The 17,381-nt window shown below is 59.9% G+C and carries 18 protein-coding genes and 1 riboswitch; of the genes, 8 read left to right on the top strand and 10 right to left on the bottom strand.

Annotated features, from left to right (window positions below):
- Window positions 1-142: 142 nt before the first annotated feature.
- Entirely contained in the window at window positions 143-988 is an 846-nt protein-coding gene (gene mazG, locus N5D22_RS12080) for a nucleoside triphosphate pyrophosphohydrolase (protein ID WP_279655223.1), read from the bottom strand.
- Between the two features lie 60 nt (window positions 989-1,048).
- Window positions 1,049-1,636 carry a nucleoside deaminase gene (locus N5D22_RS12075; protein ID WP_279655222.1) on the bottom strand — a complete coding sequence of 196 codons (588 nt, stop codon included), beginning with the start codon at window positions 1,634-1,636 and terminating at the stop codon, window positions 1,049-1,051.
- Between the two features lie 262 nt (window positions 1,637-1,898).
- On the opposite strand from N5D22_RS12075, the gene cysG reads away from it, so the two are divergent.
- The 6 genes from cysG to N5D22_RS12045 all read left to right on the top strand — a co-directional run bounded on the left by cysG (window position 1,899) and on the right by N5D22_RS12045 (window position 7,558).
- The gene (gene cysG / locus N5D22_RS12070) at window positions 1,899-3,359 is read left to right on the top strand and encodes a siroheme synthase CysG (RefSeq protein ID WP_279655221.1); all 1,461 of its coding nucleotides are present in this window, start codon (window positions 1,899-1,901) and stop codon (window positions 3,357-3,359) included.
- Entirely contained in the window at window positions 3,352-3,666 is a 315-nt protein-coding gene (locus tag N5D22_RS12065; protein WP_279655220.1) for a DUF2849 domain-containing protein, read from the top strand. The genes cysG and N5D22_RS12065 overlap by 8 nt, the downstream gene beginning before the upstream one ends.
- Window positions 3,667-3,674: 8 nt before the next feature.
- The gene (locus N5D22_RS12060; RefSeq protein WP_279655219.1) at window positions 3,675-5,345 is read left to right on the top strand and encodes a nitrite/sulfite reductase; all 1,671 of its coding nucleotides are present in this window, start codon (window positions 3,675-3,677) and stop codon (window positions 5,343-5,345) included.
- 10 nt (window positions 5,346-5,355) lie between these two features.
- The gene (locus tag N5D22_RS12055; RefSeq protein WP_279655218.1) at window positions 5,356-5,862 is read left to right on the top strand and encodes a DUF934 domain-containing protein; all 507 of its coding nucleotides are present in this window, start codon (window positions 5,356-5,358) and stop codon (window positions 5,860-5,862) included.
- Window positions 5,863-6,011: 149 nt separating this feature from the next.
- The gene (locus N5D22_RS12050; RefSeq protein ID WP_279655217.1) at window positions 6,012-6,824 is read left to right on the top strand and encodes a ferredoxin--NADP reductase; all 813 of its coding nucleotides are present in this window, start codon (window positions 6,012-6,014) and stop codon (window positions 6,822-6,824) included.
- A gap of 230 nt (window positions 6,825-7,054) precedes the next feature.
- Entirely contained in the window at window positions 7,055-7,558 is a 504-nt protein-coding gene (locus N5D22_RS12045) for a hypothetical protein (RefSeq protein WP_279655216.1), read from the top strand.
- Window positions 7,559-7,597: 39 nt separating this feature from the next.
- On the opposite strand, the gene N5D22_RS12040 is transcribed toward N5D22_RS12045, so the two are convergent.
- The 8 genes from N5D22_RS12040 to N5D22_RS12005 all read right to left on the bottom strand — a co-directional run bounded on the left by N5D22_RS12040 (window position 7,598) and on the right by N5D22_RS12005 (window position 15,643).
- Entirely contained in the window at window positions 7,598-8,401 is an 804-nt protein-coding gene (locus tag N5D22_RS12040; RefSeq protein ID WP_279655215.1) for an endonuclease/exonuclease/phosphatase family protein, read from the bottom strand.
- Window positions 8,402-8,559: 158 nt separating this feature from the next.
- Window positions 8,560-9,117 carry a fasciclin domain-containing protein gene (locus N5D22_RS12035; RefSeq protein WP_279655214.1) on the bottom strand — a complete coding sequence of 186 codons (558 nt, stop codon included), beginning with the start codon at window positions 9,115-9,117 and terminating at the stop codon, window positions 8,560-8,562.
- A gap of 166 nt (window positions 9,118-9,283) precedes the next feature.
- A complete protein-coding gene (locus N5D22_RS12030) occupies window positions 9,284-10,000 on the bottom strand; it encodes an anti-sigma factor (RefSeq protein ID WP_279655213.1) in 717 nt (238 codons plus the stop codon).
- Window positions 9,997-10,539, bottom strand: a complete 543-nt coding sequence (locus N5D22_RS12025; protein WP_279655212.1) for a sigma-70 family RNA polymerase sigma factor — start codon at window positions 10,537-10,539, stop codon at window positions 9,997-9,999. Before N5D22_RS12025 ends, N5D22_RS12030 begins: the two co-directional genes overlap by 4 nt.
- 157 nt (window positions 10,540-10,696) lie before the next feature.
- Window positions 10,697-13,561: an aminomethyl-transferring glycine dehydrogenase gene (gene gcvP / locus N5D22_RS12020; protein WP_279655211.1), complete on the bottom strand. Its 2,865-nt coding sequence runs from the start codon at window positions 13,559-13,561 to the stop codon at window positions 10,697-10,699.
- On the bottom strand, window positions 13,561-13,923 hold the full coding sequence (gene gcvH / locus N5D22_RS12015) for a glycine cleavage system protein GcvH (protein WP_045016075.1): 363 nt from the start codon (window positions 13,921-13,923) through the stop codon (window positions 13,561-13,563). Before gcvH ends, gcvP begins: the two co-directional genes overlap by 1 nt.
- A 28-nt stretch (window positions 13,924-13,951) precedes the next feature.
- Entirely contained in the window at window positions 13,952-15,091 is a 1,140-nt protein-coding gene (gene gcvT, locus N5D22_RS12010) for a glycine cleavage system aminomethyltransferase GcvT (RefSeq protein ID WP_279655207.1), read from the bottom strand.
- A gap of 154 nt (window positions 15,092-15,245) precedes the next feature.
- Window positions 15,246-15,333, bottom strand: a riboswitch (glycine riboswitch).
- A 124-nt stretch (window positions 15,334-15,457) separates the two neighbouring features.
- Complete coding sequence (locus N5D22_RS12005; protein WP_279655206.1) at window positions 15,458-15,643, bottom strand: DUF3008 family protein; 186 nt, start codon at window positions 15,641-15,643, stop codon at window positions 15,458-15,460.
- A gap of 173 nt (window positions 15,644-15,816) precedes the next feature.
- Between N5D22_RS12005 and N5D22_RS12000 the strand changes: the two genes are divergently transcribed.
- Both N5D22_RS12000 and N5D22_RS11995 read left to right on the top strand, forming a co-directional pair.
- Window positions 15,817-16,197 (top strand): hypothetical protein, encoded by a 381-nt coding sequence (locus N5D22_RS12000; protein ID WP_279655205.1) that lies wholly within the window; start codon window positions 15,817-15,819, stop codon window positions 16,195-16,197.
- Window positions 16,198-16,285: 88 nt separating this feature from the next.
- Window positions 16,286-17,260, top strand: a complete 975-nt coding sequence (locus N5D22_RS11995) for a copper chaperone PCu(A)C (protein ID WP_279655204.1) — start codon at window positions 16,286-16,288, stop codon at window positions 17,258-17,260.
- The last annotated feature ends 121 nt before the right edge of the window (window positions 17,261-17,381 follow it).

Here is a 17,381-nt window from a genome sequence, read left to right as displayed (position 1 = left end):
CCCTCGCGATCAAAGACTTGATCGCACTGGACCCCGGATTAGATCCAGGGTGACGGATGGGGATGCCGCGCTGCCACCAAGGGCATTCGCCAGTCGTCAGGGACGTTCCAGACCCTCCCGGCTCCCTGGCATATCCTCGCGATCAGGGTAAAACCGTGTCGAGCGACCGCTCGATGCGTTTCGCCGCCTGCCACAAATCTTCCATCCTCTCGAGGCTCGCTGCTTCCAGCGTCTCGCCACCGCTGCGGAGCGACGTTTCGATGTGATTGAAACGCCTGCGGAATTTCGTGTTGGTGCCACGCAGGGCGTTTTCCGGATCGGCCTTGACGTGGCGGCCGATATTAACGAGGGCGAAGATCAGATCGCCGAGTTCATCGGAGACTTTCTCCGGCTTGCCTTCGGCCAATGCCTCGCGCAGCTCGGCGATTTCCTCTTCGATCTTGTCGAGGATGGGAGCCGGGTCCGACCAGTCGAAGCCGACGCGGGCAGCCTGTTCCTGCAGCTTGAGCGCTTCGGTGAGCGCCGGTTGGCTGCGCTGCACGCCGCCGAGAAAACCCGCCTTGAAATCCTCGGTAATACCACGACGGGCACGCCGTTCCGCCCGCTCGCGTTTCTCCTCGGCCTTGATCTGGTCCCATTGCAGCTTGACGCTGTCAGGCGTATCGGCATCGGAGACGGCGAAAACATGCGGGTGACGACGGATCATCTTTGCGGTGACGGCATGCACCACATCGCCAAAGGCGAATTCGCCCCGCTCCTCGGCCATGCGTGCATGGAAAACGACCTGTAGGAGAAGATCGCCCAACTCCTCGCAAAGATCGTCCATATCTTCACGTTCGATGGCGTCCGCGACCTCATAGGCCTCTTCAATCGTATAGGGCTTGATCGTCTCGAAGGTCTGCACGATATCCCAGGGACAGCCGGTTTCCGGCTGGCGCAGCGCCTGCATGATCTCGATCAGGCGGGAAATATCCTTCGAGGCTTCCATATGTCTCAAACCTTCATTCTTTAACGAGCGCAAAACCACAGCAACTTGCCTGATAACGCTTCAATTCAGCGGAATGTCGTTGCCGCTTTTCGAGGATTGGTAGCTGTTGGAAAGGTCGTCATAAGTGGTCTTGATGCGCGCCGTCTGCGCCTTCAGCGTGGTTTTCAACGGATCGTCTTCGCCTTCCACCAGATCGGCGACGAAATAGGAATTCCAGAAGGCGTTGTTACGACGGTAGCCGCCCGGTTCCAGTCCGAAAACCTCCTTCAGGATCTTCAGATCGTGCGGGATTGCGAAAGCGTCGCGCGAATCCTCATGGCTGAAGAAGGAGTAGAAATTATCGAAGCCGGCCCAGGTGATGGCGGACATGCACATGGTGCAGGGTTCATGGGTGGAAAGGAAAATCAGTTCCTTGGTATTCGCCTTCTCGCCCAGCTCGTAAAACCGCTTCAGCGTGTGCACTTCGCCATGCCAGAGCGGATTTTCCAGCTCATTATTGGTCTCGGCGATCACCAGAGACAGATCGGATTTGCGCAGGATCGCCGCACCGAAAACCTTGTTGCCGAGGCTGACGCCGCGGGTCGTCAACGGCAGGATATCGTGTTCGATGACATCGAGGAGGCGGGCTGCGAGGCTGGGGCTGGTCAAGGCGCTGATCCTTAGTACCGCTTGTGGAAAAGCGGTATTTACATGGAGAAAAAAGCAGGAAACTGCTGGGTCCTTGTTCGGCGCACGGGCCGGCTTTGTCAAGGGATTCGCGGCGTATTCACCAGCGCTGCAAGGGCCGGAAATTGGGGGCCGGTTTGTTTTCCTCCAAAACCGTGGTCTTCGAGAAATAAAAATCCAAGTGCCGGAAAGGCTTGAATTTCTGTTTCTTCAATCTTGCGGCGCGATGCGGGATATATGTCCAATGCACAACGAACATGATTTTTCCGCTGCTGGCGACCGCCTTTCAACCTTCCCCGCTTTCTTCCGGGTCGAGGGACGGCAGGTTGCCGTTTTCGGAAATGGCGACGAGGCCTTTGCCAAGGTTAGGCTTCTTGCCAATACCAATGCGCATATCGTCGCCTATGCCGACCAGCCGGAAGCCGATTTTGCCCGTTATATCAGGGAAAACGATATCGATCATCGGGCGTTGGCCTTCTCCAGCCCGTTGGTTGATGGCGCCACTCTGATCTTTGCCGCGACCGGTGATGAGGCGCTGGATCGTGAGATCGTCACGGTTGCACGCACCAAAAAAATCCCCGCCAATGCGGTGGATCAGCCGGAATTCTGCGATTTCTTCACCCCGGCGCTTGTTGCCCGCGCGCCCGTCGCCGTCGCCATCGGCACGGAAGGGGCGGGGCCGGTTCTCGCCCAGATGATCCGTGCGCGCATCGACCAGATGCTGTCGCCGTCGCTCGGCAAGCTCGCGCGCCTCGCCGTGCAATATCGCGATGCGGCCGAGGAAAACGTGCCGAAAGGTGCATTGCGCCGCAATTTCTGGCGGCGGTTCTTTTCCGGCGCGGTGGCGGATGCCATCGCCACCGGTGACACGCTTTCCGCACGTCAGGCGGTTGACCGCCTGCTGCAATCGCCTGAACGCAGCGAAGGCCGTGTCTGGCTGGTCGGTGCAGGACCCGGCGCGGAAGATTTGCTGACGCTGCGCGCGCAGCGCGTGCTGATGGAAGCGGATGTGGTCGTTTACGATGCATTGGTGCCGCAGGCGATCGTCGATATGGGCCGCCGCGATGCTGAGCGGCTCTCCGTCGGCAAGCGCAAGGGTTGCCACAGCAAGTCGCAGGACGAAATCAATCGTCTGCTGGTGCGCCTCGGCAAGGATGGCAAGCGCGTCGTGCGCCTCAAATCCGGCGATCCGCTGGTCTATGGCCGGGCAGGCGAAGAAATGGCGGCGCTGCGTGAGGCCGGTATCGCTTACGAGATCGTGCCCGGTATTACGTCAGCCTTTGCCGCCGCTGCGGATTTCGAATTGCCGCTGACGCTGCGCGGTGTCGCTTCGTCGCTGATCTTCACCACCGGTCATGACCTGACCGGCGACGTCCTGCCCGACTGGGCGCGTCTTGCCGTCTCCGGTGCGACGATTGCCGTCTATATGGGCCGCAGTGTCGCTGCTTCCGTGGCCAAGCGGCTGATCGACGCGGGTCTCGGCGTGGAAACGACAGTTGCCGTCATCGAAAATGCCAGCCGCGCGGATCGCCGCTTGCTGCATGGCACATTGAACGATCTGCCCGATCTCGAATATCGCGATGAGCTGACCGGCCCGGTCATGGTCATCATCGGCGATGCGGTTGCGGGCGCCAATTTCGACAGATCAGAGGCGCTGGCGCTTGCGAGACCGGCTGACCTCAAACGGGAGTATGTAAATGGCTGACAAGGTTTTGACCGCCAATCGCCTGAGTGACGGCATCGCCGTCTGGCTCGACGCCAATGGCGAATGGACCGAGAAGCTGCAGGACGCAATTGTCGCGCGCCACCCCGAGGCCGTCGCCTCGTTCGAGGAAATCGGCAAACGCGATTTTTCCGCCAACAAGGTCGTCGATGTCAATGTCGTCGATGTCGTGGAGGAGAACGGCAAGCTCTGGCCGACGCGGCTTCGCGAGCGCATTCGCGCCGCTGGCCCGACCATGCACTATGCCGCCGGCTACAAGCCGGCCGATGCAGCATTTATCGCAGTCTGAGGAAGAAGATGTACCGTTACGACGAGTTCGATCACGCATTTGTTGAAGGCCGCGTGGCGCAGTTTCGCGATCAGGTCGAGCGCCGCCTGTCCGGTGAGCTGGCTGAGGACGCATTCAAGCCACTGCGCCTGATGAATGGCGTCTATCTTCAGCTGCACGCCTATATGCTGCGTGTCGCCATTCCCTATGGCACGCTGAACTCGAGGCAGATGCGGATGCTGGCCCACATCGCCCGCAAATATGACCGGGGTTACGGCCATTTCACCACCCGCCAGAACATCCAGTACAACTGGCCGCGCCTGTCGGACACGCCGGACATTCTTTCCGAACTTGCGAGCGTGGAAATGCACGCGCTGCAGACCTCGGGCAATTGCATTCGCAACGTGACCGCTGATCATTTCGCCGGTGCGGCCGCCGATGAGGTTGCCGATCCGCGTCCCTATGCGGAAATCCTACGGCAATGGTCGTCCGTGCACCCGGAATTCTCGTTCCTGCCGCGCAAGTTCAAGATCGCCGTCACCGGCGCCGAGCGCGACCGTGCCGCCATTCAGGTCCATGATATCGGCCTGCATCTGAAAAAGAACGACAGGGGCGAGATCGGGTTCGCCGTTTATGTCGGCGGCGGGCAGGGCCGTACGCCGATGATCGCCAAAAAAATCCGTGACTTCCTGCCGGAAGAGGACCTCCTGTCCTACACCACGGCGATCATGCGCGTTTATAACCTGCACGGCCGCCGCGACAACAAATACAAGGCGCGCATCAAGATCCTCGTGCATGAAACAGGTGCGGAAGAACTGGCCCGCCAGGTCGAGGTGGAGTTCGCGGAGCTCAAGAACACCGAGTTGAAGCTGCCGGATGCGGATATCGCTGCCATCACCGCCTATTTCGCGCCGCCGGCGCTGCAGGACCGGCCCGAAGGCTGGGAAAGCCTGGCGCGCTGGAAGCGGGCCGATGAAGGTTTCGCCCGTTTCGTCGAGCAGAACGTCGCGCCGCACAAGCATCCCGATTACGGCATGGTGACGATTTCGCTGAAGCCGATCGGCGGCATTCCCGGCGATGCAACAGACGAGCAGATGGAACTCGTCGCCGATATCGCCGCGGAATATGCCTTCGATGAAATCCGCATCAGCCACGAGCAGAACATCATCCTGCCGCATGTGGCGCTGGCCGATCTCGAGCCGGTTTATCGCGCCCTGGTAGGCGCTGGCCTTGCGACCGCCAATGCCGGGCTGATCACCGATATCATTGCCTGTCCCGGACTGGACTATTGCGCGCTCGCCAATGCGCGCTCCATTCCGGTGGCGCAGGAAATTTCCACCCGTTTCGGCTCGCCCGAGCGTCAGGCGGAAATCGGTGAGCTGAAGATCAAGATTTCCGGTTGCATCAATGCCTGCGGCCACCACCATGTCGGCCATATCGGCCTGCTGGGCGTGGAGAAGAAGGGCGCGGAACTCTACCAGATCACGCTGGGCGGATCGGGCGACGAAAACACCTCGATCGGTGAGATCATCGGTCGCGGTTTCGAGCCGGAAAAAGTCACCGACGCCATCGAAACCATCGTCGACACCTATCTGGGCTTGCGCCTTTCGAAGGAAGAAAACTTCCTCGAAGCCTACCGCCGCGTCGGACCGCAGCCCTTCAAGGATGCGCTCTACGGTTCGGCCGCCGAAGCTGCCTGAGGAGAACGCCATGACGAAAATCTGGAACCGCGACGGCTTCGTGGAAAACGACCCCTGGGTGATCGAAACGGAAGAAGTAAAAGCGACGGCCGAGCAGAAGCCGGTTTTGCCGCTCGCCGATTTCCTGGCGCGCGCCGCGGAAAGCAACGATATCGGCCTCGGCGTCCTGATTGCGCCTGCCGACGATGTCACGCGGCTTGAGCCCTATCTCGACCGTATCGGCCTTGTCGCCATAAGCTTCCCGGCCTTCAACGACGGCCGCGGCTTCAGCCATGCCTCGCTGTTGCGCAGCCGTCTTGGCTTTACAGGCGAGGTGAGGGCGGTGGGCGATGTGCTGATCGACCAGGTGCCGCTGATGCTGCGCACCGGTTTCACCAGCTTTGCGGTGACGAACGCGACGGCGATCCGCCGCCTGTCTGAAAATCGCCTGCCGGAAATACCGGTCTATTACCAGCCGACGGCTCGACCGGCGACGGGCGGCGAGGCCTATAGCTGGCGTCGCCGTGCGGCCGGTTGACGCATGATGTCGGAAATATGAGTTTTAGATACATATTTCCTACGCACATGGCAGTATTGACATTCTCATGCCTTCAAACGGCGACAAAAATGGTATAATTGCCCGGTTGGAGAATGTCGCTTATCGAATGAGAATGGACGGAACCTGAAATGAACGCGCCAGCCAAGACGGAAGATTTCGCGGTCAAGATACCCGATGGTGTTTATGCCGAGACGGTTTTATCGGTGGAACACTATACCGACCACCTGTTCCGTTTCCGCATGACGCGTCCGGCCGGCTTCCGTTTCCGTTCCGGCGAATTCGCCATGATCGGCCTGATGGTCGGCGACAAGCCGATCTACCGCGCCTATTCCATCGCCAGCCCCGCCTGGGACGAGGAACTGGAATTCTTCTCGATCAAGGTTCCGAACGGTCCCCTGACCTCGCATCTTCAGGCGATCAAGCCCGGCGATACCGTGCTGATGCGCAAGAAGCCGACAGGCACGCTGGTTCTGGATGCGCTGACGCCCGGCAGACGGCTTTACATGTTCTCCACCGGCACCGGCATCGCGCCTTTCGCGAGCCTGATCCGTGACCCGGAAACCTATGAGAAGTTCGAGGAAGTCATCCTCACCCATACCTGCCGCGACGTGGCCGAGCTGAAATACGGCTTCGATCTGGTCGAGGAAATCCGCAACCACGAATTCCTGAATGAGATCGTCGGCGACAAGCTGAAGCACTATGCGACCGTGACCCGCGAAGATTACCCCTTCAAGGGCCGTATCACCACGCTGATCGAGGACGGCAAGCTGTTTGCGGATCTCGGTGTCCCGGCGCTCGATCCCGAAATCGACCGGGGCATGATCTGCGGTTCCTCGGCGATGTTGAAGGACACCAAGGAACTGCTTGAGAAAGCGGGCCTTACCGAAGGCGCCAACAACAAGCCTGCCGAATTCGTCATCGAGCGCGCTTTCGTCGGTTGATCGCACAACAGACTGCGAGTTTTCAGGAGGCCGTCAGGCCTCCTTTTTGTTTGCGTCTTCATTGCTGGGGGTGAGAGGCGTCGTCGTCATCCTGTTTCGGCGCTGTCTCGCCATGTGCACTGGTACAATAGAAATAGTGGTCCACGATATTTTTGACGGTCGCAGAATAGGCCGATGGAACGTTTGCCGGCGCAAGCGAGTTAGCCTTCGTGGAAAAACGGATACTCGCCATGAAGACCAAGGCTTTTGCGGTTTTATTCTCTGCCGGATTGCTCGGCGCGCAGTCCGCGCATGCGGATGAACGCGAATTCCTCTCGTCGCTGGAAGGCACCTGGGCGGGCAAGGGAACCGTGATTACCCGCATTGGCACGCCGCCGATCAGCGTCAACTGTACGCTCAACTCGAATACCGGAACATCTTCGCTCAATATGTCCGGCACTTGCCGGGGACTGCTTGCAGTGAAGCGCGCAATCGCCGCCGATCTTTCGGCGAAGGGCGGGCGCTACAGCGGCGCCTATACCGGCCCTTCCGGCCGACCATCGGCCCTTTCCGGCACAAGGCAGGGGAATGCGATCAACCTGACGGTCCGCTGGAATCGCGATATCAACGGTGATCGCACCGCCGCCATGACCATCGAAAAAGTTGGCGCCAATGGCCTTCGGCTGCGCACCACCGACAAGGACGGCCGGACCGGCAAGACGGTGGTCACGAGCGATATCCGGCTCGTTCGCTAAGTCGCCGTGAGAAAATGACGGATGAGGCGGCTCGGATTTTTAGTGGAATTCGAGCAGCAGGGGGCAATGGTCCGAGACCTCGGGCTGTCTCACCACATCGAAGCGATCGACCTTCACAGCCGGATTGACCAGCATGTAGTCAGCATAACGGTTCGGTTTGGCATAATGCGAGGTCCGGGTGTCGGCGAAGCCGCGTGTCGTGACGAGTTCGGTGATATCAAGTTCCTTCAATATGGCGAAGGTCTCGCTGTCAGGCAGAACATTAAAATCGCCGCAGACGACGATCCGGTCGCCATCTTCAGCGACGTTCTTGACAAGCTGTACGAGGCGTTTTGCCTGCGCCAGACGGGCAGGGATATCGTGTTTACCGTTGAGGTCACGCAGTCCATGCATATGGGCGATGACGGCAGGCTGACCCGTCGTGAAGTCGAAGACCCTGATGGCATGACCCGTTCGCGAGCGTGGGTGATCGCCATATCCGCCCGCAGAGAAGACGCCATGCACGAAACCCTGCGCCTGCGCCACGATGGCAATGGACTTGCGCACGAAGGTCGCCAGCCCCCATTGGGAAGGATATCGTGTCTCACCATGCCATAGATCGCCCTGCGCCGCCGGGCAGAAGATCGCCAGATGATCCGGCAGGGCCTTGGCTATGTCGCTGAAGAAGTTCGCCCTTTGCGGCAGGTCGATGCCGTGATCGCGATAACTCAGCCAGTCCTGCAAGGCGGCCGGCGTGTGCACCACCTCTTGCAGGCAGAGAATATCGGGATCGGATGAGGAGATATAGGGAACAATCTCGTCATGAAGCTTTCCACCCCAGCCATTCAGGCAAATCAGACGCATTCACACTCCATCCCCCGGTTGATTGCGGCATCCGTTCTAGCACGGAACGTATGGCGATCAATCATGGGTGGCGAGGCCGTGAAATGTTGCTGTCGTAGAGCAGAAGGCCCGGATTGCTCCGGGCCTCCCAAGTGCCGGTCGCCGGGCGTCTCGTTATATTACATCTTCGGCAGCAGCACCTTGTCTATGACGTGAATGACGCCGTTGGATTGCTTGACGTCGGCGATGGTTACGTGAGCAACCGTACCGTTCTCGTCTGTCAGGGTGATTTTGCCCATGCTTTCCTTGGCCTTGAGCACGCAGCCGCCGACCGTCTTGACGTCATGCTCACCCTTGTCGTCCTTGATCATTTTTTCGATGGCGGGTGACAATGCATTGGCGGCGACCACGTGGCAGGTCAGCACCTTGGTCAGCTTCTCCTTGTTCTCCGGCTTCAGGAGATCGTCGACCGCACCTTTCGGAAGGGCCGCGAAAGCTTCATTGGTCGGCGCGAACACCGTGAACGGACCTTTGCCCTGAAGCGTTTCGACAAGGCCGGCAGCCTTCACCGCCGCGACGAGCGTGGTGTGGTCTTTCGAGTTCATCGCATTTTCAACGATGTTCTTGTTCTCGAACATCGCGGCGCCGCCAACCTCGGGGTTTGCGGCATAAGCGGAAACCATGCCGATGGAGAGAGCTGCGGCCAGCGTCAGGGCGCGAACTGAAACTTTATACATCGATATTCCTCCTTGGTGACATCCTTGCCCCGAAAGGTCGTCCTTCCAGTGGCCGCTATCGGTCATCCGTAGCAACACAAGAGACGGAGGTTGGTCCCGCGAAGTTTCAGGCAAACCAGGAAAAATGATAAGTAAATGATTTCAAAAAGGAATAACTGGCTGCTCGTTACAGGCGACGTGCAGTACCCGAAGCGATGACCGGGCCGGTGGGAAGGCCGGTGGGCGAACCACCGAACGGTTCGAGGCTGACGGCAAATACGGCGCCTTCGCCGAGGCTATCCCGTATTTCGGGTGAAATGATCAAATCTGCATCAGCAGCTGCATCAATGATACCGAGCGATTTTGGATTACCCGCCGGCGGCACCAGCCACAATTCGAGCGACCGACGTCCACCGCCATCCGCCGCAACGGGTGTGATCTTTAGGCGTCCGCTCGACGCGTCATAGGACGCCACGAGATCGATCACATTGCCGGGGGCGGTGAGATTGGCAACGAGTGGCGCCGCGCGCCTGTCACCTGGCGGAAGCAGGCCTGAGACAAAGGTTATGGCAACGGCAGCCGCAAGCGACGAGACAAGCGATACGCCGCGCCAGAAGGCAAGCGAGTTCCAGAGCGAACCGGCCGCATTATCGGGGCGGTCGGCGAAGAGGTGCTTTTCAATCCGGTTGAACACCGCGGCATCGGGAGAGACCTCGCCATAGGCATCGTTGAACGTTTCGGTATCGCTCTGCCAGCGCTCCACCAGGCGCTGAAAGTCGGCATCGTCAATCATCCGCTTTTCGACCATCCGGCGCTTTTCCAGCGAAAGAAGACCAAGCACATATTCAGCCGCCAGGATTTCGTCCTGCGGAGCGTCGCCATGACTATGTTCGCCCGATGTCATCGTTCCATGCACTCTCTCAGTTTCAGCAGGCTGCGGCGAAGCCATGTCCGCACCGTATTGAGCGGCGCATTCATCTCTTCCGCAAGTTCCGCATAGCTCATGCCCTCCACATAGGCTCTCCGCACGGCGGCGGCCTGATCCGGTCGCAACTCCTCCATGCATCTGTCGATCCGCCGGCCCTCATCGCGCATCACGATCTGCATTTCCGGGTCGGGGGTCGATTGGTCTTCAAGGTCCAGCACGGTATCGATATCGTCGCTCACGGGTTTCCGCGCCCGGATGAGATCGATACAGTGGTTCCGAGCGATGGTGGCGAGCCAGGCCAAAGCATGCCCCGTGCGGCTTGCGAAGGAATGTGCTCTCTGCCAGATCCTGACATAGATTTCCTGCAATGCCTCTTCCGCGTCCGCCCGGTCCTTCAAGATACGGATGCAGATCGCAAAAAGTTTCGGGCTGGTCGCCTGATAGAGTGCGGAAAATGCGGAGCGGTCTCCGAGCGCAACGCGCCCGATAAGGACAGCAATTTCGTCGCCTTGCATCTGCGCACTCTCCGCATCTTCCATCAGTTAGACAAGCAGGATCGAAAAAACGCAAGCCCTTGCCGTGAGAAAGCCAGACAAGGCGGCACTGCAATTTCTTCAATAAAAAAAGGCCCGGATTGTTCCGGGCCTTCGCATGTTGATTTGCAACGATGCCTTATTCCGCCGCTTCGGCGTAAGCTTCCATTGGCGGGCAGGTGCAGATGAGGTTGCGGTCGCCATAGACATTGTCGATGCGGTTGACCGGCGACCAATATTTGTCGATGCGGAAGGCGCCGGGCGGGAAGCAGCCCTTTTCGCGGCTATAGGGACGGTCCCATTCGCCGACGAGGTCTTCCACCGTATGCGGCGCGTTCTTCAGCGGATTGTTGGTCTTGTCCGCACGGCCTTCCTCGATGTCGCGGGCTTCCTCGCGGATCGCCAGCATGGCATCGCAGAAACGGTCGATTTCCGCCTTGGTCTCGGATTCCGTCGGCTCGATCATCAATGTGCCGGCGACCGGCCAGCTCATGGTCGGCGCGTGGAAGCCGCAGTCGATGAGGCGCTTTGCGACATCGTCCACCGTCACGCCGCAGCTATCTGCCAGCGGGCGGGTATCGATGATGCATTCATGCGCCACGCGACCGGCCTCGGACTTGTAGAGCACGTCGTAAGCGCCCTTCAGCCGTTCGGCGATGTAATTGGCGTTGAGGATCGCCACCTTGGTCGCCTGCGTCAGCCCTTCGCCGCCCATCATCAGGCAATAGCTCCAGGAGATCGGCAGGATCGACGGCGAACCGAAGGGGGCGGCAGACACCGCACCCTCACGGCCGTCCGTCGAAGGATGACCCGGAAGGTAAGGAGCAAGATGCGCCTTGACGCCGATCGGTCCCATGCCCGGACCGCCGCCGCCATGCGGAATGCAGAAGGTCTTGTGCAGGTTGAGATGCGAAACGTCGGAGCCGATATCGCCCGGACGGGCAAGACCGACCATGGCGTTCATGTTGGCGCCATCGAGATAGACCTGACCGCCATGCTTGTGGGTGATCTCGCAAATCTCGCGAACCGTCTCCTCGAACACGCCATGAGTGGACGGATAGGTGATCATGCAGCACGAGAGGTTTTCCGCATACTGCTCTGCTTTTGCTCGGAAATCATCGATATCGATGTCGCCGTTGTCCCGCACCTTCACCGGCACCACTTTCATGCCGACCATCTGCGCCGAGGCGGGATTGGTGCCATGTGCGGAAGTCGGAATGAGGCAGACGTCACGATGTGTGCCGCCATTGGCGAGGTGGTAGTTGCGGATAGTCAGAAGCCCGGCATATTCCCCCTGCGCGCCGGAATTCGGCTGCATGGAGAAAGCGTCGTAACCGGTGACCGAGCACAGCTTTTCCGAGAGATCGTCGATCATCTCCTTGTAACCGAGCGCCTGATCGGCCGGCACGAAGGGATGGATGTCGGAAAATTCCGGCCAGGTGATCGGCAGCATTTCCGCTGTCGCATTCAGTTTCATGGTGCAGGAACCGAGCGGGATCATCGAGCGGTCGAGCGCCAGATCGCGGTCCGAAAGGCGGCGGATGTAACGGGTCATCTCGCTTTCGGCACGGTTCATGTGGAAGATCGGATGCGTCATGTACTGGCTGGTGCGCAGCAGTTCTTTCGGCAGGCGATATTCCGGCTCGAAATCCGAGATCGAGAAATTGCCGCCGAAGGCGCGCCAGACGGCCTCGAGCGTTGCCGGGCGCGTGCGCTCGTCAAGGCTCATGCCGATCTTGGTTGCGCCGACCTTGCGCAGGTTGACGCCTTCCGCCACGGCCGAGCGCAGGATGACGCCCTGCATATGGCCGACTTCGACGGTGATCGTGTCGAAGAAGGTTTCCGGCTCGATGGTGTAGCCGAGCTTTTCCAGACCCTTGGCCATCAGCACGGCCTTCTGGTGGGTCTGCTGGGCAATCGCCTTAATGCCTTGCGGGCCGTGGAACACGCCATACATCGAAGCCATGACGGCGAGCAGCACCTGCGCGGTGCAGATGTTCGACGTCGCCTTCTCGCGGCGGATATGCTGCTCGCGGGTCTGCAGCGACAGGCGATAGGCGCGGTTGCCGCGCGCATCGACCGAGACGCCGACCAGACGGCCGGGCATGGAACGCTTATGCGCGTCCTTGACCGCCATATAAGCCGCATGCGGACCGCCATAACCGACCGGAACGCCGAAGCGCTGCGAAGTGCCGACGGCGATATCCGCGCCCATTTCGCCGGGCGACTTCAGGAGCGTCAGCGCCAGAAGATCGGCGGCGACGGCGGCAATCGCGCCCGTCTGGTGCAGGCGGGAAATCAGGCCGGAGAAATCGCTGACATGGCCATGCGTGCCCGGATACTGGAAGATCGCGCCGAACACGTCGACCGGATCGAGATCGGTGAACGGGTTGCCGACGATCACCTTCCAGCCGAGCGGGGCCGCACGGGTCTCGATCAGCGCGATGGTCTGCGGATGGCAATTGGCGTCAACGAAGAAGGCGGTCGCCTTGGATTTCGCGACGCGCTGGCACATGGCCATGGCTTCGGCAGCCGCCGTCGCCTCGTCGAGCAGCGATGCGTTGGCGACATCGAGACCAGTCAGGTCGCAGACCATGGTCTGGTAGTTCAACAGCGCCTCAAGGCGGCCCTGGCTGATTTCCGGCTGATAGGGCGTATAGGCGGTGTACCAGGCCGGGTTTTCCAGAATATTGCGCTGGATGACCGGCGGCGTGATGGTGCCGTAATAACCCTGGCCGATAAGCGAGGTCAGCACCTGGTTCTTATTGGCCGTTTCGCGAAGACGGTCGAGCGCCTCGCGTTCGGTCAGCGCGGCACCCCAGGTCAGCGGCACCTTCTGGCGGATGGAAGAGGGAACGGTGGCGTCGATCAGGGCGTCGAGGCTCTTATAGCCAACGACCTTCAGCATCTCGGCCATTTCCGACGGCGACGGCCCGATGTGACGCCGGTTAGCGAAATCATAGGGCTGATAGTCGGTGAAATGGAATTCGGTGGGCGTCGTCATTACGCGATCAGCTCCTTGTAGGCTGCTTCGTCGAGAAGCGTATCGGCATCCGCCACATTGGAAAGCTTCAGCTTGAAGAACCAGCCGGCGCCCTGCGGGTCGGAATTGACCAGCGAGGGATCATCGACGATGGCCTGGTTGATTTCCACCACTTCGCCATCCAGCGGACAATAGACATCGGAAGCCGCCTTGACGGATTCAACGGTCGCCGCGTCGCCATCCTTGGAGAAGGTGGCGCCCACTTCCGGCAATTCGACGAAAACGAGATCGCCAAGCTGTTCAGCGGCGTGGCTGGTGATGCCGACGGTGGCGATATCGCCTTCGAACTTCAGCCATTCGTGTTCTGCGGTAAATTTCAGCATCGTATTCTCTCCGGAGATGGGATGAAGATTATCGTTTATAGGTGGGCTTGATGAAGGGCAGGGCGGCGACGGTGACGGGCAGATATTTGCCGCGCACTTCCGCAAAGATCGCCGTGCCGGGAGCCGTGTAGGCCGTGGGCACGTAACCCATGGCGACCGGACCTTCGACCGAAGGTCCAAAGCCGCCCGACGTCACTTCGCCGATTTCCGTCTTGCCTTCCGCATCGGCGAAAAGCTTGGAATGACCGCGGACCGGGGCCTTGCCCTCCGGCTTCAGGCCGACGCGGCGGCGTTCTGTGCCATCAGCGAGTTCGCCGAGAATGCGCTTTGCGCCCGGAAAGCCGCCTTCGCGATCGCCACCGGCGCGGCGCGCCTTCTGGATCGCCCATTCGAGCGAGGCTTCAATGGGGGAGGTCGTGGTGTCGATATCGTTGCCGTAGAGACAAAGACCGGCTTCGAGGCGCAGGCTGTCACGCGCGCCAAGCCCGATCGGTTCGCAATCGGGATGTTCGAGCAGGGCTTTGGCGATCTCTTCCGCCTTGTCTGCCGGAACCGATATCTCAAAACCGTCTTCACCGGAATAACCGGAGCGGGAGACGATGCAGGCAACGTCGTGCAGCGGTACTTCCTGCACATCCATGAACTTCATTTCGGACACGCCCGTCCAGAGTTCCGCCAGCACCTCTTCGGCGCGCGGCCCCTGCAGCGCGATCAGGGCGCGATCATCGAGGAGGGTGATCTCACACGTGTCGGAAAGATGCGCCTTCATATGGGCGACATCGGCACCCTTGCAGGAGGCGTTGACGACCACAAACAGATGATCGCCGCGATTGGTGATCATCAGGTCGTCGAGGATGCCGCCGTTTTCATCGGTGAAGAAACCGTAACGCTGGCGGCCTTCCTTGAGGCCGAGGATGTCCACCGGCACCAGCTTTTCCAATGCTAGAGCGGCATCGGCGTTGTCGCCGGACTTCGCCTTCACGATTACCTGGCCCATATGGGAGACATCGAAGAGACCGGCGGAGGTACGCGTCTGAAGATGCTCCTTCAAAACGCCGGCCGGATATTGCACCGGCATGTCGTAACCGGCAAACGGCACCATGCGGGCGCCAAGCGAAATATGCAGGGAATGAAGTGGCGTGATTTGAAGCTCGGCGGTATCGTCCAAGGACGCCTCCAGGGTAGCGCGAAATATCGCGCGGGCTCAGGTCATGACGCGAAAAACGCGCCGGGTTCAAGAGCCCCCTCTGTCCTTGTCGCCTGAGATTGTTATCCCTTCGGCGAGCCGTCCTTATGAAAGGTGGCTTCTCTCCAGAGTTCCGTCGTCACCGCTGGTCCTTTTGCCTGAGAGTTTCCGGGGCGGTTGCTCCTTCGGCACCGCATTGAAGCGGTTTCTCCCAACGATGATGCGACGCTCATTATCTTCGAAGACCTGTTATTGGCAAGGACCAAATGACGCAACTGAACAGATTCTTGCTCCATCTGCGCCATCGCATCGGCGATATGCGGCCACTTCCAGTGGGAACAGCGTTTCTCAGCCGGATTTTTTCTCTGGCAGTCCCTTGCGTTTCGTTGAGGCGAAATCCTCAAGTTCCTTTTCTGTCATGGACTTCTCCATGGTTCTTGAAGCACCTTTTAAACTGGATTTCTTGATTTCGCCGCGTTTAGCCGCCAGTGCGGCGCCCGCTGCCTTCTGCTGGGCCTGCGATTTGGCTGGCATGTCCGGATCTCCCTTGAATGATGGTTCCATAAGGAAAATGCCGCCTTGCGTCGATTGTTCCGTGGCGGCGGTGCGGCCTGCGGCAAAATTCCCCTTTGAAATCGGAGACAAACAGGGATATCGCCTAGAAGATGGATGCAAATCGCACACGACGGCTGGTGGGGATGGAGAAAATGCTGCGCATTTTCTGCGCGACCCTGATGTTGTCGCTGGGTTTTGCCCATAAGCCGGCGCTGGCCGCAGCACCCGCCGTTGCTCTCGACGAGAGTTACCGGCTGCCGGATGGCAGCTTCGCGGAAATCTGCCTTGGCCATGGCAACGGGGTGAATGCTTCCCATGCCAAGGGCGATCCCACCCATTCCGGCGACGCCATCCTGTTTTGCGAGGCTTGCCTGCTGGCCTCATCCATTCTCCTGCCGACGCCCGATGCGGCCGGCTGGCTGAAGACTGAATTCGCCTGGCTCGACAATCGCCTGCCTGCGGAGTGGAGCTTCCGCTCCGTGCTGACGATCCGGAAACCTGCCGCGCGCGGCCCGCCATCCCTGTCCGCCTGATTTTTCGTTTTACAGGATCATCGCCGCCTTTGGCGGCACGGAGCGACTGCGTGGACCCAGAGGGATGGCAGTCGCAGGGGACAAGCAAATGAAAACCACCAAGATCATCACCTGCAGCCTTTTCGTCGCCTCGGTTTCGGCCGCGCAGGCTTTCGCTCACGCCGCCTTTGTCAGCGGTTCGGCCGAACAGGACAGCACCGTCGTTGCCGCCCTTCAGGTGCCGCATGGCTGCGACGGCGGGCTTGCCACCACCGAAGTGCAGATGAAGCTGCCGGAAGGCTTCATTTCCGCCAAACCGCAGCCGAAGGCCGGCTGGGAGCTGGAAATCATCAAGGGCGAATACCAGAAGGCCTATAAGAACCAGGGCAAGGAAATCAAAAGCGGCCCGGTCGAAATCCGCTGGAAGGGCGGCAACCTGCCGGATGAATTTTACGATACTTTCGCCGTGCAGGGAAAAATCTCCGGCATAGAGGCGGGACAGGACCTGCCCTTCAAGGTGACGCAGCTTTGCGGCGACAAGGGCAAGGTTTCCTGGGACGAAGTGGCGGCGGCCGGCGTTGATCCGCATTCCCTTAAAAGTCCCGCTCCCATCATTCGCATCACCGCAAAGGCTGCGCAGGGCAGTGGCCATGATCACTCCGCCATGGATATGGATGTCGTGAAGGCCGGCGGCCTCGAAGTGTCGGACGGTACGACCAAGGCCATGCTGCCGGGGCAGCCCGTGGGCGGCGGCTATGTAACGATCAGGAATACCGGCAATGGCGACGACAGGTTGATCGGCATCGAATCCACCGCCGCCGGCCGCGCTGAAATCCACGAGATGGCGATGGTTAACGACGTGATGAAGATGCGCAAGCTGGATGACGGTATCATCATTCCCGCCGGCCAGACGGTGGAACTGAAGCCGGGCGGCCTGCACATGATGTTCTTCGACGTCAGGAAGCCTTTTGCCGAAGGCGACAAGGTGCCGGTGACGCTGATCTTCGAAAAGGCCGGCAAGGTTGAGATCGTGCTGTCTGTGGGCGGCGCAGGCAAGAGCGGCGGCGAACACCAGCATAATTGACCGATGGAAAAACGGCTACCGGAACGCGTGACAGGTCCGGTAGCCGCAAATTTCATTCATTGCATTTGTTCTTCAGCGCCGTGGCGGAAAGCCAGAATGGCACTCGCCTTCGTGATTTTCC

The organism is Agrobacterium sp. GD03872, from assembly GCF_029840625.1.
Classification (GTDB): domain Bacteria; phylum Pseudomonadota; class Alphaproteobacteria; order Rhizobiales; family Rhizobiaceae; genus Agrobacterium; species Agrobacterium fabrum_A.
Note: the sequence above shows the minus strand (reverse complement) of the source record. Positions and strands in the feature narration are given on the sequence as shown.